Source organism: Clavibacter michiganensis, from assembly GCF_002151125.1.
Taxonomy (GTDB): Bacteria; Actinomycetota; Actinomycetes; order Actinomycetales; family Microbacteriaceae; genus Clavibacter; species Clavibacter michiganensis_C.
Genome location: NZ_MDJZ01000009.1, coordinates 32,459 through 47,021, shown reverse-complemented (window position 1 = coordinate 47,021; position 14,563 = coordinate 32,459). Strand labels below are relative to the sequence as shown.

At 74.6% G+C, this 14,563-nt stretch carries 18 protein-coding genes; 10 read left to right on the top strand and 8 right to left on the bottom strand.

The window, feature by feature from the left end:
* On the top strand, positions 1 to 1,292 hold a 1,292-nt coding region (locus tag BFL37_RS05690), incomplete at its 5' end, for an SbcC/MukB-like Walker B domain-containing protein (protein ID WP_277620507.1).
* A gap of 28 nt (positions 1,293 to 1,320) precedes the next feature.
* Here the strand turns inward: BFL37_RS05690 and BFL37_RS05685 are convergent.
* Entirely contained in the window at positions 1,321 to 1,524 is a 204-nt protein-coding gene (locus BFL37_RS05685; protein WP_086514187.1) for a hypothetical protein, read from the bottom strand.
* 323 nt (positions 1,525 to 1,847) lie between these two features.
* Between BFL37_RS05685 and BFL37_RS05680 the strand changes: the two genes are divergently transcribed.
* From BFL37_RS05680 to BFL37_RS05665, 4 genes are all read left to right on the top strand, one after another.
* Positions 1,848 to 3,137: an AraC family transcriptional regulator gene (locus tag BFL37_RS05680; protein WP_086514186.1), complete on the top strand. Its 1,290-nt coding sequence runs from the start codon at positions 1,848 to 1,850 to the stop codon at positions 3,135 to 3,137.
* A gap of 81 nt (positions 3,138 to 3,218) precedes the next feature.
* Positions 3,219 to 3,962, top strand: a complete 744-nt coding sequence (locus BFL37_RS05675) for a TetR/AcrR family transcriptional regulator (RefSeq protein ID WP_241533879.1) — start codon at positions 3,219 to 3,221, stop codon at positions 3,960 to 3,962.
* Positions 3,959 to 4,642, top strand: coding sequence for a hypothetical protein (locus BFL37_RS05670; RefSeq protein ID WP_086514185.1), 684 nt, complete (start codon positions 3,959 to 3,961; stop codon positions 4,640 to 4,642). The genes BFL37_RS05675 and BFL37_RS05670 overlap by 4 nt, the downstream gene beginning before the upstream one ends.
* Positions 4,639 to 6,744, top strand: a complete 2,106-nt coding sequence (locus BFL37_RS05665; protein WP_086514184.1) for a YhgE/Pip family protein — start codon at positions 4,639 to 4,641, stop codon at positions 6,742 to 6,744. The genes BFL37_RS05670 and BFL37_RS05665 overlap by 4 nt, the downstream gene beginning before the upstream one ends.
* A 28-nt stretch (positions 6,745 to 6,772) precedes the next feature.
* Here BFL37_RS05665 and BFL37_RS05660 read toward each other — a convergent pair whose 3' ends face one another.
* The 3 genes from BFL37_RS05660 to BFL37_RS05650 are packed head-to-tail and all read right to left on the bottom strand — an operon-like array spanning position 6,773 to position 7,955.
* A complete protein-coding gene (locus BFL37_RS05660; RefSeq protein ID WP_086514183.1) occupies positions 6,773 to 7,060 on the bottom strand; it encodes a hypothetical protein in 288 nt (95 codons plus the stop codon).
* Complete coding sequence (locus BFL37_RS05655) at positions 7,057 to 7,677, bottom strand: cyanamide hydratase (RefSeq protein WP_172403749.1); 621 nt, start codon at positions 7,675 to 7,677, stop codon at positions 7,057 to 7,059. The genes BFL37_RS05660 and BFL37_RS05655 overlap by 4 nt, the downstream gene beginning before the upstream one ends.
* Positions 7,678 to 7,691: 14 nt before the next feature.
* A complete protein-coding gene (locus tag BFL37_RS05650; RefSeq protein WP_086514181.1) occupies positions 7,692 to 7,955 on the bottom strand; it encodes a hypothetical protein in 264 nt (87 codons plus the stop codon).
* A 127-nt stretch (positions 7,956 to 8,082) separates the two neighbouring features.
* Between BFL37_RS05650 and BFL37_RS05645 the strand changes: the two genes are divergently transcribed.
* From BFL37_RS05645 to BFL37_RS05630, 4 genes are all read left to right on the top strand, one after another.
* Entirely contained in the window at positions 8,083 to 8,541 is a 459-nt protein-coding gene (locus BFL37_RS05645; RefSeq protein WP_086514180.1) for an HTH domain-containing protein, read from the top strand.
* A gap of 74 nt (positions 8,542 to 8,615) precedes the next feature.
* Positions 8,616 to 8,996 (top strand): VOC family protein, encoded by a 381-nt coding sequence (locus BFL37_RS05640; protein ID WP_086514179.1) that lies wholly within the window; start codon positions 8,616 to 8,618, stop codon positions 8,994 to 8,996.
* 20 nt (positions 8,997 to 9,016) lie between these two features.
* The gene (locus BFL37_RS05635; RefSeq protein WP_143331586.1) at positions 9,017 to 9,331 is read left to right on the top strand and encodes a hypothetical protein; all 315 of its coding nucleotides are present in this window, start codon (positions 9,017 to 9,019) and stop codon (positions 9,329 to 9,331) included.
* Positions 9,332 to 9,435: 104 nt separating this feature from the next.
* On the top strand, positions 9,436 to 11,367 hold the full coding sequence (locus tag BFL37_RS05630) for a LamG-like jellyroll fold domain-containing protein (protein WP_086514177.1): 1,932 nt from the start codon (positions 9,436 to 9,438) through the stop codon (positions 11,365 to 11,367).
* Positions 11,368 to 11,389: 22 nt separating this feature from the next.
* Here the strand turns inward: BFL37_RS05630 and BFL37_RS05625 are convergent, their stop codons facing one another.
* Together BFL37_RS05625 and fdxA are read right to left on the bottom strand one after the other, a co-directional pair.
* On the bottom strand, positions 11,390 to 11,884 hold the full coding sequence (locus BFL37_RS05625) for a flavin reductase family protein (protein ID WP_086514176.1): 495 nt from the start codon (positions 11,882 to 11,884) through the stop codon (positions 11,390 to 11,392).
* Complete coding sequence (gene fdxA / locus BFL37_RS05620) at positions 11,881 to 12,207, bottom strand: ferredoxin (RefSeq protein ID WP_086514175.1); 327 nt, start codon at positions 12,205 to 12,207, stop codon at positions 11,881 to 11,883. The genes BFL37_RS05625 and fdxA overlap by 4 nt, the downstream gene beginning before the upstream one ends.
* A 106-nt stretch (positions 12,208 to 12,313) precedes the next feature.
* Here fdxA and soxR point away from each other — a divergent pair, with 106 nt between their 5' ends.
* The gene (gene soxR, locus BFL37_RS05615) at positions 12,314 to 12,802 is read left to right on the top strand and encodes a redox-sensitive transcriptional activator SoxR (protein ID WP_086514174.1); all 489 of its coding nucleotides are present in this window, start codon (positions 12,314 to 12,316) and stop codon (positions 12,800 to 12,802) included.
* A gap of 24 nt (positions 12,803 to 12,826) precedes the next feature.
* Here the strand turns inward: soxR and BFL37_RS05610 are convergent, their stop codons facing one another.
* Both BFL37_RS05610 and BFL37_RS05605 read right to left on the bottom strand, forming a co-directional pair.
* Entirely contained in the window at positions 12,827 to 13,384 is a 558-nt protein-coding gene (locus BFL37_RS05610; RefSeq protein WP_086514173.1) for a hypothetical protein, read from the bottom strand.
* Positions 13,385 to 13,393: 9 nt separating this feature from the next.
* Positions 13,394 to 14,542 carry a zinc-dependent alcohol dehydrogenase gene (locus tag BFL37_RS05605; RefSeq protein ID WP_086514172.1) on the bottom strand — a complete coding sequence of 383 codons (1,149 nt, stop codon included), beginning with the start codon at positions 14,540 to 14,542 and terminating at the stop codon, positions 13,394 to 13,396.
* Positions 14,543 to 14,563 lie beyond the last annotated feature (21 nt).

Below are 14,563 nucleotides of genomic sequence, written 5' to 3'. Positions count from 1 at the left end.
GAATATGCCTCCTCGACGCCGAGGCGGCCGGCGGCGCGCTCCGGGCGGCGGAGGCGGCGGTCGTCGCGCACGACGCGGAGACCGAGCGGATCCGCGCCCGCCGCGACGACGCCCGGGCCGCGCTCTCCGGGCTGCGCGAGCGGGTGATCCGCGCGCGCGAGCTCCGCGCCGAGGACGAGGCCGCCGTGCACGCGGTGCTGGCGGAGCAGGACCCGCACGCCACCGGCCCCGCCGCCACCGACCTCGACACTGCCGCCCCACCCCGCGTCGCCGCCCTCGTCGCCGACCGCGCCGCCGAGCGCGCCCTCGTCGACCGGCTCATCGCCCTCGCCGCCACCCGCGAGCGCACGGCCGCGGACGCCGACGCCCGCGCCGCCGATGTCGCCCAGGCGCTCGCCGACCACTCCTTCCCGACCGAGACCGAGGCCCGCGCCGCCGCCCTGCCGCCGGCCGAGCTGCAGGCCCTGGCCCGTCGGGTCGCCGCGCACGAGAGGGAGCAGGCCGTCGTCGCGGAGGGGCTCGTGGATCCCGAGGTCGCGTCGCTCACGGGCGCGGAGGACGCGGATCCCGACGCCGCCCGCGCCGCCCTCGACGCCGCCCAGGCCGCCGCACGCACCTCCGCCGAGCGCGCCGCTCGCGCGCGCGACCGCGCCGACCGCAGCGCATCCGCCCTCGCCCGTCACGACGCCGCCCGCCACGAGAGCGAGCGCGCGGGCGACCAGGCGCGCGCCGCGATCCGCATGGCCGAGGTCGCGAACGCCATCACGCCCGAGAACACGCGCGGCACGACGCTCGGCACCTACGTGCTGCTGCGCCGGTTCGAGGACGTGGTGCAGGCCGCCAACGCGCGCCTGCGGATCATGTCGAGCGGCCGCTACGAGCTGGAGGTGAGCGAAGAGCGGGAGGCGACGAACCGGTCGCGGAAGACGGGCCTCGCCCTGCAGATCCGCGACCACGTCGTCGACCGCGTGCGCGAGCCCGCGAGCTTCTCCGGCGGCGAGACGTTCTACGCGTCGCTCGCCCTCGCGCTCGGCCTCGCCGACGTGGTGCAGGCGGAGGCGGGCGGGCTCCAGCTCGGCACGCTCTTCGTCGACGAGGGCTTCGGCACGCTGGACCCGGAGACGCTCGACGCCGTCATGTCCGAGCTCGGGCGGCTCTCCTCCGACGGCCGCACGGTCGGGATCGTGAGCCACGTCGAGGAGCTGAAGCAGCGCGTGGCCGATCGGATCGAGGTCCGCCGCCGCCCGGACGGGTCGTCGACCCTCACGTCCACGGTCGCCGACCCGGCCTGACGCGCGGCGCCGGCACCGGGATCGCGCCTCAGCGGAAGGGGTCGTCCCGCTTCGACGCGAGGTGCCGCCGCCAGTAGAAGGTCGCGCCGCCGCCGAGGCCGGCCGCGAGGACGAACGCGACGACGCCCACGACGCCGAGCCCGCCGCCGGTCTGCACGACGACGACGCCGAGGACCACCATCACGAGGCACGAGCGCAGCAGGATGAAGGCCAGGGACCGGTCGCTCGTCATGCGGCGCCTCTCGGGATGCGGGTGTGGGGTGCGGTGCGGACGACGGCCGCGAGGCGAGCCTAGGCGGCGCCGCCGTGCGGATCCGGTGCGCGCCCGGTGCGCCCGCGGTGCGCGCGCCGAGAGCCACGACGCCCGCTCGCCGCAACCGGTCGGGGGACGCGCTTTCGCTCATCGGACATCCGCGGAGCGAAGACCCGCTCTCCGACGGGGCCGCGCCGAAGCACCTGTCGCCTCCCGGGATGCCGGAGGCGCCCTGCTGCGGGAGCACCATGCAAGATGAGCGGGAGGGCGGAGACGACCGACGCCCAGAGACGCCAGGAACCATGACGACAACGCTGACCCCCACCGGAACGAGGGATCCCTCGCACCGCCCGCGCACGCCGCTCGCCGCCATCGCGGGGGTCGAGGCAGCCGTCGTCGCGACGCCGACCGTCGCGTCCGACGCCGCGTCGCTCCTCGCGCCGATGACGCCGACCGTCCTGTCCGCGCCCGACGAGGCCACCCCCGACACCGCATCGGTGGGCACCGGATCGGCCGAGCCCGACGCCGACGCCGAGCCCGACGCCGACGCCGACGCCACGGGCATCGACGCCGACGCCCCCACTACCGCCACCGCCGCCCCCGCCGACACGGCCGCCGCCCCCGCGTCCGCACCCTCCGACGCCCCGGCCGAGCCCTTCGTGCGCGCCGTCCTGTCCGGCTCCGACATCGACGAGGCCACTGCGAGCTTCGGGGCGGTCCTCGAGGGGATCCGCTTCGCCCCCGACCGCCGCACCAACGCCTTCTCCTACCGCTACGCCGTCCTCGGCGGCGAGCGCGTCACGCTCCGCACCTCCCGCATCGCCGGCACGCAGTGGGCCGAGAGCCCCCAGCGCCCGGAGCACGTGGTCACCTGGTTCCTCGAGGGGCAGATCACGGTCGACCGCGGATCCCGCGCCGTCACCTCCCGCGGCCAGCTCCCCTTCCTCTTCCCCACCGGCCGCCCGTTCCAGTACCAGGCGACCGCCACGCGGCAGAACTGCGTGCACCTCGACGCGGGCTTCCTCGAGCAGACCGCGACCGAGTTCCACCACGGCCCCGCGCGCCCGCTGCTGTTCGAGCACCGCAGCGCGCCGACCGCCGAGACGGCCGCCATCTGGCGTCAGGCGGTCGCCGCGGCGGCTCCCGTCATCACGGATCCGGACGCGTCGCCCCTCCTGCGCCTCGAGGCCGACCTGTCCCTCGCCCGCGCGACGCTCCGCCTCTTCCCCTGGGACGACGTGGAGATGCCGGCCGAGCTGCGCGCGCCGCGCATGGCGCACATCCGCGTGGCCGTCGAGTACCTGCACCACAACGCGCACCTGCCCATCACGCCCGCCGAGGCCGCGGCCGCCGCGGGCATCTCGACGCGCGTCCTCCAGCTCGCCCTCCGCCGCCACCACGGCCAGACGCCCACCGAGTACCTGCGCGGGATCCGCCTGCGCCGGGTGCGCGCGCAGCTCCTGGACGCGATGCCCACCACCACGACCGTCCGCAGCGTCGCCGAGGAGTGGGGCTTCGCGCACCTCGGCCGGTTCGCGGCGTCGTACGCCGACGCCTTCGGGGAGCTGCCGAGCGTGACCCTCCGCAGCTGACCGCGGCGGGCGCCCGCTCGCGGGCTGGGAGCTCGCCGAAGTAAGTTGCACACACGTGTGCAGGATCACTACCCTGGTCGCATGACCCCCCTCGCCTCCGCGCGCGCGCCCCGCAAGGACGCCGCGACGAACCGCCAGGCCCTCGTCGACGCGGCCGTCGTCGCGCTCGACCGCGACCCGGACGCCTCCCTCGAGACCATCGCCACCGCCGCCGGCCTCAGCCGCCGCGCCGTCTACGGGCACTTCGCCACGCGCGACGACCTCGTGCGCGAGGTGCTGCAGCGCGGCGCGCGGCGCATCGTCGAGTCGCTCGCGGGGATCACCCACGACGACAGCCGGATCCACGTCGCCCTCATCGGCGCCCGCCTCTGGGCCGAGGTCGAGCAGGTGCGCGTGATGGCCCGCGTGGCCGTCCGCGGGCCGCTCGCGCGCGAGGTCGCCACCGAGCTCGCGCCGCTGCGCGCCGAGCTGCAGCGCGTCGTCGAGCGCGGGATGGCGTCGGGCGAGCTGCGCGACGACATCCCCGCGCCCACGCTCGCCCGGCTCGTCGAGGGCGGCGCGCTCGCGGTGCTCGACGAGGCGACCCGCAGCGACATCGGCCGCGCGGAGGGCCACTCCCTCGTGATCCTCACCTCGCTCGCCCTCTGCGGCCTCGACTGGCGCGCGGCCGGCGCGCTCATCGCCGCGACCCCGGAGCTGCGCGAGGTCGCGCCCCGCGTGTCGGAGCCCGCCCGCGTGTCGGCTGCTGCCCGCGTGTCGGAGCCCGCTCGCGTGTCGACTGCTGCCCGCGTGTCCGGCGAGGCGCGCACGGAGGCCGCGTCGTGATCGTCACCCTCACCGAGGCGCGCGTCGGCGACGGCCCCGCGCCCGCCCTCCCCGCGATCTCCCTCTCCTACGGCGGGCCGGAGCCCGTGGTGGCCGTCGCCGAGACCGAGCTGCGGCCGACCGTGCTCTCCCTCGTGGCGTCCGGCCGGATGCGGATCGACGGCGGATCCCTCGCCCTCGACGGCGACGACTCCCCCGCAGCCGACGCCGATCCGAAGGCCGTGGCCGCCCGCATCGCCGAGAGGGTCGCGCTCGTCGACACCCCGCGGATCAACGAGCCCGCCGACGACGTGACCCTCCGGGCGGTCGTCGCCGAGGAGCTCGCCCTGGCCGGGCACCGCTCCGGCCGGCACGAGGTCGGCGTGATCCTCGACGACCAGCAGCTGGCCGATCTCGCCCGCGCCCCCTTCTCGGCGGTCCCCGCGGTCGCCCGCATCCGGCTCCTCACCACGCTCGCCGCCTCCCGCGCGGGCGTCGAGGCCGTCGTCGTCACCTCGCCCGAGCGGCACGGCGGCGCAGTCGCCGAGTGGATGCGCGTCCTCCGCGACCTCGCCCGATCCGGCACCGGCGTCCTCGTCGTCACGAGCGAGGCCGCCGCCGAGGCCATCGCGGCGCTGCCCGCCGACTCCCCCCTCGCACTCCCCACCACCCCGACGCACGACGGAAGCACGACCCGATGAGACTGATCCCCCTGGTGCGCGCCGAGCTGACGCGCCTCACCGCCACCACCATGTCCAAGATCGCGCTGGTCGCGCTCGTGCTGGTGCCCGTGCTCTACGGCGGCCTGTACCTCTGGGCGAACCAGGATCCGTACAGCAGCCTCGACAAGGTCCCCGCCGCGCTCGTCGTCGCGGACCAGGGCGCGACGGTCGACGGGGAGCCCGTGGACTACGGCACCGACGTCGCGAAGGACGTGCTCGACGACGCCTCCTTCGACTGGCACGAGGTCTCCTCCGCCGAGGCGCGCACGGGCCTCGAGGACGGCACCTACGACTTCACGCTCACCATCCCGTCCGGCTTCTCCGCCGCGCTCTCGTCGTCCTCCGGCACGGATCCGCAGCAGGCGCGCGTGGTCATGGCCACCGACGACGCCAACAGCTATCTCGCCACGACCATCGCGCAGCAGGCGGGCGCGCGGATCACGAAGTCGGTCGCGTCGCGCGTCGGCACCGAGGCCGCGGGCAGGCTCCTGCTCGGCCTCGCGGACGTGCGCTCCAGCCTCGGCGACGCGGCGTCGGGCGCGCAGCAGCTCGTCGACGGGACCGCGTCCGCGCGCTCGGGCGCCGACGACCTCGCCGCCGGGAACGGGAAGCTCGCGACCGGCGCGGACACGCTCTCCTCCGGCCTCGGCCAGCTCCGCGCGGGCACCGCCGAGCTCCCCGCGCAGACGCAGCAGCTCGCGACGGGCGCCGACCAGGTCGCGGACGGCGCGGCGACGCTCTCCTCCGGCGCGACGGACCTCTCCACCGGCGCCGCCGCGCTGACCCCGGGCGCGCAGAAGACCGCCGAGGGTGCGCGGAAGGTGGCCGACGGGAACGCGCAGCTCGCGGCGCTCGGATCCACCGCCACCGCGGGCGTCGACCAGCTCGCCGGACGGGTCCCCGCGATCCGCGCCGCCATCCAGCAGCGGATGACGGACGCCGGCATCCCCCAGGCCGACATCGACGCCGCCCTCGCGAAGCTCGACGTGCTCGGCACCGACATCACGGGCGCTGCCGGCACGACCGACGGGCTGGACGCGCAGCTGCAGCAGCTCGCGACCGGCAGCGAGCAGGTCGCCCAGGGCAGCGCCCAGGTCGCGGACGGCGCCGGGAAGCTGCAGTCGGGATCCGCCGCCCTCGCGACCGGAGGGGGCACGCTCGCGACGGGCAGCCGCCAGGTCGCCGACGGCGCGGACGCGCTGGCCAAGGCGTCGCCCGCCCTCGCGTCCGGGATCGCCCAGGCCGCCGACGGCAGCGCGACCCTCGCGACCGGCGCGCACTCCGCCGCCGACGGCGCGACCTCGCTCGCGTCCGGCCTCGGCACGCTGCAGGACGGCGCCACCAAGCTCCGCGACGGCCTCGACTCGGGGCTCGACCGGATCCCCGCCTCCACCGACTCGCAGCGCGACGCGCAGGCCGACACGATCGGCGACCCCGTCGCGCTCCGGCAGGACGCCGTGACCCAGGCCGGCGAGTACGGCGCCGGTCTCGCGCCGTTCTTCATCAGCCTCGCCGCGTGGATCGGGATCTACGCGCTGTTCCTCATCGTGAAGCCGCTGTCGCGTCGCGCGATCACGGCCCGCAAGGCGCCGCTCAGGATCACGCTCGCCGGCTGGCTGACGCCGGCGCTCCTCGGCGTCGTGCAGATGGCGGGCCTCTACGCGATCGTCGCCGGCGCGCTCGGCTTCCGCATCGCCCACCCGCTCGCCATGTACGGGACGATGGTGCTCGCCTCGATCACCTTCGCGGCGATCATCCTCGCGCTCAACGTGCTGCTCGGGAGCGTCGGCCAGTTCCTCGGGCTCGTGCTCATGGTCGTGCAGCTCGTCACCGCGGGCGGCACGTTCCCCTGGCAGACCCTGCCCGGGCCGCTCGCCGCGCTGCACCACGTGCTCCCGATGAGCTTCGCGGTGGATGCGCTCCGCCAGCTCATGTACGGCGGCGACCTCGGGCAGGCCGCCCAGGATGCCGGCGTGCTCGCGCTGTGGCTGGTCGCCGGGCTCGCGGTCGCGCTGGCCGGGGCCATCCGCATCACGTCGCACCGCACGCTGCGCGACCTGCGGCCGTCGCTCATCGGGTGATCCCCTGATCGTGGCGCGCCGGCCGTCCTCAGCGGTCGGCGCGCGGGGGGCGACCGTCGCGACGTGAGCGCCCGCCCCGCACGATGCCGTACGCGAACGCCAGGCCCGCGAGGCCGACGACCAGCAGCACGGCGCCGACGACCGTCGCGGTCGTGAGGAAGTGCACGCCGGATCCGCGGAACGGGTTGCCCGGGCCGACGGCCGCGAACGAGCCGATGACGATCGGCTGCGACAGGGCGACGACGAACGCGACCGCTCCGCCCACGATCGCGACGGCCGCGCACACGAGCAGGACGCGCATCCCAGACCGGCTCATCGGAGCCCCTCGAGCGGGTTCGCCGCGAGCTTCGCGATGACGCCCCCGTCGACGAGGCGCCGCGCGGCCGTCGCCGGCTTCCGCTCCGCCTGGTCGACGACGCACGCGCCGAACTCGGCCGCGAGGGCGCCCCGCGGATGCGCTGCGAGCACCTCCCGCAGGAACCCCTCGGGCAGCGCGTCGGGCCGGGCGCCGGAGACGTCGAGGCCGGTCGCCACCTCCAGGAGGTGCCCCTCGACGTCGAGCGCCGGATCCACCGACGGCCAGTTGTGCCGCACGATCACGTCGAGCACGCGCTGCCTCCGCTCAGCGGGCCAGCCGGCCCCGGCCGTGAGCGCCACGCCGACGTGCCCGCCCGCGTGCTCGTACGAGACCGTGTGGTTGTCGAACTCGGTGACCGTGCCAATGTCGTGGAGCACCGCCGACACGTAGAGGAGCTCGTGGTCCACATGGGCGAGCCCGTCGACCACCGCGAACGCCTCCGCGAACAGCCAGGAGCGGATCCCGTGGGCCGTGATCGCCGGAGACTGGTACGAGGTCGCGAGATCGAGGGCGCCGCGGGCGGCGGCCGTGTCGGGCACGGCGAAGTCGGCGATGCGCATGGACCACTGTGGCATGCGCCGGTACCGGGTCAGGCGTCGTCGCGTCCGCGGCCGATCCGGATCCCCCACCAGAGCGCGAGGGCGACGACGCCGACGGCAAGCACGGCGACGGACACGAGCGCCGCCGTCGAGACCAGGTGCACGCCCGTCGGCACGAACGACTCGCCGGACAGCGGTGCGTACGCGAACCAGCCGGAGGCGGCGGGCTGCGTCAGCCCGACGCCGAGGGTCACGGCGCCGGCCACCACGGCGAGCGCAGCGACGACGAGCAGGAGGCGCGGGGATCGGGTCACGGATCCACCGTAGGGGCGGGCGATACGGTGCGGCCGCGATCGTGTCGGTCCCGCTTGTCCTGATGGACGCGGCCAGGATGAATTCATCTACCAAGCAGCTCCGACACGAAGAGGAAGGACAGTCGCAATGACCGTCGAGGCACACGACGTCCGGGACGAGCTGGGACGCCTGATCGCAACTGGTCACATCTCGGTGACGAGCTTGCACGCGATCACGGGGATCCCCGTCGACGCACTCGAATCCTTTCTGGGCGCGGCCCCGCCTGGGCCCCCCAGCGTCACCGCGACCCCGGCTGCGGTGAGCGGTGATGACGGCGGGCGGCTGTCGGGCCTGACGGCGCAATTGGTGCACGGCGTGCAGATCGACGACGACAACCGCCTCCAGGGGATCCTCGATTCATTGACGGCGCAGTTCCACCTCACCCACGAGAACATCGCCCTGTTGACCGGAGTCCGCGTCGAAGACCTAGAGGCCTTCGTCAGAGACCCTGAGACGGTGACGGACGCCACGAAATGGCGTCTTGGCATCAGATCGTCGTACATCATCACCGCCATAGGAAACGCCGCACCCGGCTCCGGGGCGTAGCGAGCCGGCGCCCTCGGCCTCGGCTGCGGCCCAGCTGGCCGAGGCCGATGGCGCGCGGGCGATACGGTGCGGGGATGATCCGGCTGCAGAACGTCACGTACCTCGTCCGCGATCACGAGGAGGCGCTCCGGTTCTTCGTCGACGCGCTGGGCTTCGTCGTGCGGCAGGACGAGACGGCGCCGAACGGGTGGCGCCGCGTCGTCGTGGGGCCGGACGGCGAGGGTGCCGGCTTCGTCCTCGCGCTCAGCGCCGACGCCGACCGGGTGGGGCGCCAGGCCGGGGACGACGTGGCGTTCTTCCTCGAGACCGACGACTTCGCCGCCCAGCACGCGCGGATGCTCGCGCACGGCGTCGTGTTCCGGGAGCAGCCGCGCCACGAGCCCTACGGCACCGTCGCGATCTTCGAGGACCCGTACGGCGCGGCGTGGGACCTGATCCAGCCGCCGGCCGCGTGAGCGGCCGTCCGCCCCCCGGGGTGAGTCATCCCTCCCACCGCGTCCGCCGGATGCGCGCCGCCGCCGCCGTCGCCCTGGCGGTGGCCGCGTGCGCGGTGCCCGTGGCGTTCCTCCCGGCCTGGGGATCCGCGGGCGGCCGTCTCGTGCCGCTCGTCGTGATCCCGCTCGGCGGCGCCGTGGCGGTCGCGCTCGCGGTTCGGCTGCTCGTCGGATCCGCCCGGCGCGACGAGCCGTCGGCCCGGCCGGATGTCGCGCTGCTCCTCGCGGGCGCGTTCGCGGCGCTGGGCGCGGTGCCCGCGCTGCTCGCGACCACGCTGCTCGTCGGGGGTCCCTGACCCGCGGCCGCCCCCATGTGCGCACGGTGCGCTCCCCCGCCGCCCGCCGACCGTCCACCGCGGTGCCGCACCGCGTTCACCACGCGGGCCTACGTTCGTCCCCCGTGACCAAGGACCCGACGACGCCTCCTACCCCCTCCGCCCTCTCCCGACGCGGCTTCCTGCTCACGAGCGGCGCGGCCGGCGCGCTCGGCGTGGCCGGACTCGGCGGGGCCCTGCCCGTGAGCGCGGCCACCGCCGCGACCGCCGCGACCGCCGCGACGGACAGCGCGAACGCGCCCGCCGCGCAGCAGGGATCCGGCGCCCGCTGGAAGCCCGACACCTCCTCGCCCCGCTTCACCATCGCCGTGCTGCCCGACACCCAGTACCTCTTCGACGGCGCCGCCATCCACCCGGAGCCGCTCGAGGCGTCGCTCCGGTACGTGCTCGCCGAGCGGGACCGGCACAACATCGTCTTCCTCGCCCATCTCGGCGACGTGACGCAGAACGGCGCCGCGGATGAGATCCAGGCCGCGAGCGCGCAGTTCACGCTGCTCGACAGGGCGGGCGCCGCGTGGAGCGTGCTCGCCGGCAACCACGACGTCCCCGGGGACAGCGACGACCAGCGCGGCCGCACGCCGTACCTCGACGCGTTCGGGCCGACGCGGTTCCGGAGGTCGCCGAGCTACCGCGCATCCAGCCCCGACGGCTACAACTCGTTCCACACCTTCACGGCGGGCGGCCGCGACTGGCTCGTCCTCGCGCTCGACTGGCGCACGAGCGCCCGCGGCGTCGAGTGGGCGCGCGGCGTGCTGGCGGCGCACCCGACGCTGCCGGTGATCCTCACGGCGCACGACATCGTCGACTCGAGGCCCGACGGATCCGCCCTCCTCGACGACTACGGCCAGGGCCTCTGGGACTCCTTCATCTCCCAGCACGACCAGATCTTCCTCACCCTCAACGGGCACTACTGGAAGCCCGGGCGCACGACGATGACGAACCGCGCCGGGCACGACGTCGACCTGCACCTCGTGAACTACCAGGACCGCTACTACGGCGGCGCCGCGATGATCCGGCTGTACCACGTGGACCTCGAGCGGAACGCGATCGACGTCGAGACCCTCTCGCCCTTCATCCTGGGCGGCGGCCTCGGCATGGGCAACGAGCTCGCGGACGAGGAGGCGCGCCTCTCCGGCGACGTCGACCGGTTCACGGTGACCGTCGACTTCGAGCAGCGGTTCGCGGGATTCGCGCCCGTCCCGGCGCGCGCCGCCCGACCGGCCGCGCAGATGCTCGTGCCCGGCACGGTCGCGTACTGGCGCTTCGACGGGCACGCCGACGGATCCGCTCTCGGCACGACCGCGCGCATCCCCGACGCGTCCGGCCGCGGCAACGACCTCGTGGTCGCGAACCGCGCCGGTGCCGCACCCGGATCCCTGCGCTTCGCCTCCGCGCACCACGACGACCAGCCCGGCTTCGGCAGCCTCACCCTCACGGGCGGCAAGAGGAGCGGCGACTACCTGCGCACCGTCCCGGGCGCCCCGCTCGACGCCGCGACCTTCCGCCAGGGCTACACGGTCGAGGCGTTCGTGCGCATCCCCGCCGACTTCGACGGCGGCGCCGACGGCTTCAGCGCGATCCTCTCCCGCGCCGCCTCCGCGAAGGACGCGGGCAAGACGCCCGGGGACGCGGGCGACCCGGACGAGCCCGCCGCGACCCTCAGCGTCTCCGGCAGCCGCGAGATCCAGTGGTGCGTCTACCCGACGACCCAGCAGGGATCGCTCACGAACTGGTCGCACGAGCTGCCGGCGGCGCAGTGGTGGCACGTGGCGGTCGTCAACGACAGCCAGCACACGACCATGTACGTCGACGGCTGCCCGGTCGTGCGGAACCCGTCGACGGCGAACCGCGGGCTGGCCGCGGCATCGCCCGCGACCTCGTGGCTGCTCGGCGCGAACCTCTACGGCGGGAGGCTCGACCACGTGCTGCCGGCGTCCATCGGCGACGTGCGCATCGTGGAGCGCGCGCTGAAGCCGTCGGAGTTCATGAACGCGTGACGCGCGGGACGACCGCCCGGGCCTAGAGCTCCGGGTGGTCGTCCTCGAGCAGGTGGAAGCGGCGGTCACGGTAGACGAGCGGCGGGGCGGGCTCCCCGAGGATCACGTCGAGGACCTCGGCGACGACCAGCACGGATCCGCCGACCGGCACGGTCTGGATGGTGCGGCAGCGGAGGGCGGCGCGCGCGTCGGCGAGCAGCGGCTCACCGGTCGGCAGCTCCTGGAAGCCCTGCTCCTCGGTGAAGCGCGGCGAGCCGGAGACGGCGAAGGACCGGGCGAGCGCGGCGTGCTGCCCGGCGAGCAGGTGCACGACGTAGCTGTCCGCGGAGAGGATCGCGCCGGCGGATCCCGTGGCGCGCGTCACCGAGAACGAGAGCGCGGGCGGATCCACCGACAGCGACGCGACGCTCGACGCGGTGAGGCCGGACGGTCCGTCCGCGGTGCGCGCCGTGATGAGCGCGACGCCAGCCGGGTGCCCGCGGAACGCGGCCTTGAAGAGGTCGGGGTCGGCGCTCACGCCTGGTCGCCCTGGGGCGGCAGCACGGCGATGACCGGGTGGTCGGAGTGCGTCACGCCGACCTTGGTCGCGCCGCCCGGGGATCCCATCTCGGCGAAGAACTCGACGTTGGCCGTGTAGTAGTCCGACCACTTCTCCGGCAGGTCGTCCTCGTAGTAGATCGCCTCGACCGGGCACACCGGCTCGCAGGCGCCGCAGTCCACGCACTCGTCGGGGTGGATGTAGAGGGAGCGCTCGCCCTCGTAGATGCAGTCGACGGGGCACTCGTCGATGCAGGCGCGGTCCTTCACGTCGACGCACGGGAGGGCGATCACGTAGGTCACAGGGCGGCTCCACGGGTGGGGGCCGTCGTGACGGCGGGGCGGGTGATGCGCATGGTCTCCAGGTTAGAACCTCACGTACCCTTGAGGTCAATCGGGAGGAGCGGTCATGGCGGATGCGCAGGAGCCGACGGCCGCCGCGGCGCCGCCCCGGCACGCGCCCGGCGAGCTGCTCACGGTCGGCGAGATGAGCCGCCGCACGGGCGTCGCCGCCTCCGCCCTCCGCTTCTACGAGGAGCTCGGCCTCATCGCCGCCGAGCGCACGGCGGGCAACCAGCGCCGGTACGCGCGGCACATGCTGCGGCGGGTGTCGCTGATCACGGTGGCCAAGCGCCTCGGGATCCCGCTCGCCGACGTGCAGTCCACCTTCGACGACGTGCCGCTCGACCGGCCGCCGAGCCACGCCGACTGGCAGCGCGCGTCGCGCCGGTGGAAGCGCCTGCTCGAGGAGCGCCGCCGCAGCATCGAGCGCCTGGAGCGCGAGCTCACGGGGTGCATCGGCTGCGGCTGCCTGTCGATGCGCGCGTGCGGGCTGCTCAACCCGGACGACGCGCTGGGCGACCGCGGTGCCGGGCCGGTGCGGGTGCAGGGCGGCTGAGCCGCGTGGATCCGCCGCCCGTCGTCAGCGCCGCTTCCGCCGCACCACGAACAGGAGCGCCACCGCGGCGATGGGCCACGCGCCCACGATCAGCGGATCCATCCACGCGTGCTCCATGTCCGCGCGTCCTCGCCCGAACCGCGACGAGACGGGGTGGTGCCCGCCCTCGGTGAGGATCCCCGTCTCGGTGAGCGGGTCGTCCGGGTGGCCGCTGACGAGGGATCCGAGGTGCGCGCCCGCCGCGTCCACCCGGTCGCCGAGCATCAGCAGCAGCCAGTGCACGGACCGCCCCTCGCTGAAGGTCGCGTAGGCGTAGCGCCTGATCGCGCCCGAGACGCCGTGCAGCGGCGCGACCGTGCCGAACACGGGCGGCAGCTCGGTGTGCTCGATGGAGCGCTCGCGCGGCTTCAGCTCCGGCTGGCGCTCCGGCATGTCCCAGTGCGCGCCGGAGACGAGGTCGGTGCGCTCGCGCGGGAACGCCGGGCGGTCGGCGTGGTCGAGGTCGGCGCCCCACCCGGGGATCCGGGCCCGGAGCGCGTCGGCGTCGATCGGACGGTGGTGGTCGCTCGCGCGGTACGGCATGGCCTGCTCCTACTCGTGGTCGAACGTGATGACGGTCTTGACGCAGTCGTCGAGCTTCGCGGAGAACACGTGGTACCCCTCCGAGATGTGCTCGAGCGGGATCCGGTGCGTGATGATGTCCCGCGGCGAGAAGTGCCCGGCGCGGATGTGCTCGATGAGCCGCGGCCACTGCCGCTTCACGGGCGCCTGGTTCATCCGCATCGTGATGCCCTTGTTCACGGCGTCGCCGAACTTGATCGCGGCGGGCACCGGCCCGTAGGCGCCCATGACGCTGACGGTGCCGCCCTTGCGCACGCCGTCGATCGCCCAGTTGAGCGCCACCGGGGATCCGCCCTGCACCTTGATCTTCGTGCCGGTGATCTGGTGCAGCGCGTGCCCGTCGGCCTCCGCGCCCACCGCGTCGATGACGACGTCGGCGCCGAGCCCGTCGGTCATGCGCTTGAGCTCGAGCACGGTGTCCTTGACGGCCGAGAAGTCGAGGGTCTCCGCGTGCGCGAAGGTCTCCGCCATGCGCAGCCGGTAGTCGAGCTGGTCGACCACGATCACGCGGCCTGCGCCCATGAACCATGCCGAGCGCGCGGTGTACAGGCCGACGGGTCCGGCGCCGAGCACCGCGACGGTGTCGCCCTCGACGATGTCGCCGAGCTGGGCGCCGAAGTAACCCGTGGAGAGCGCGTCGGTCATCAGGAGCGCGTCCTCGTCGTGGATGTCGCCGGGGATCACCATGGGCCCGACGTCCGCGAACGGCACCCGCACGTACTCCGCCTGGCCGCCGTCGTAGCCGCCCGTGGTGTGCGAGTAGCCGTAGATGCCGCCCACCGCGGTGGCGTTCGGGTTCACGTTGTGGCAGTTCGAGTAGAGGCCGCGGGCGCAGAAGAAGCAGGATCCGCAGTAGATGTTGAACGGCACCATCACGCGGTCGCCGACGGACAGGTTCTCGACCGACGACCCGACCTCGTGCACGACGCCGATGAACTCGTGGCCGAAGGTCGTGCCGACCCGCGTGTCCGGCAGGAGGCCGTGGTACAGGTGCAGGTCGGATCCGCAGATCGCCGCCCGCGTGACCCGCACGATAGCGTCGTTCGGGTGCTCGATCCGCGGGATGTCCTTCTCCTCCACGCGGATCCGGTACGGCCCTCGGTACACCATCGCTCGCATGTCGTCCCCTCCGTCGGTGGG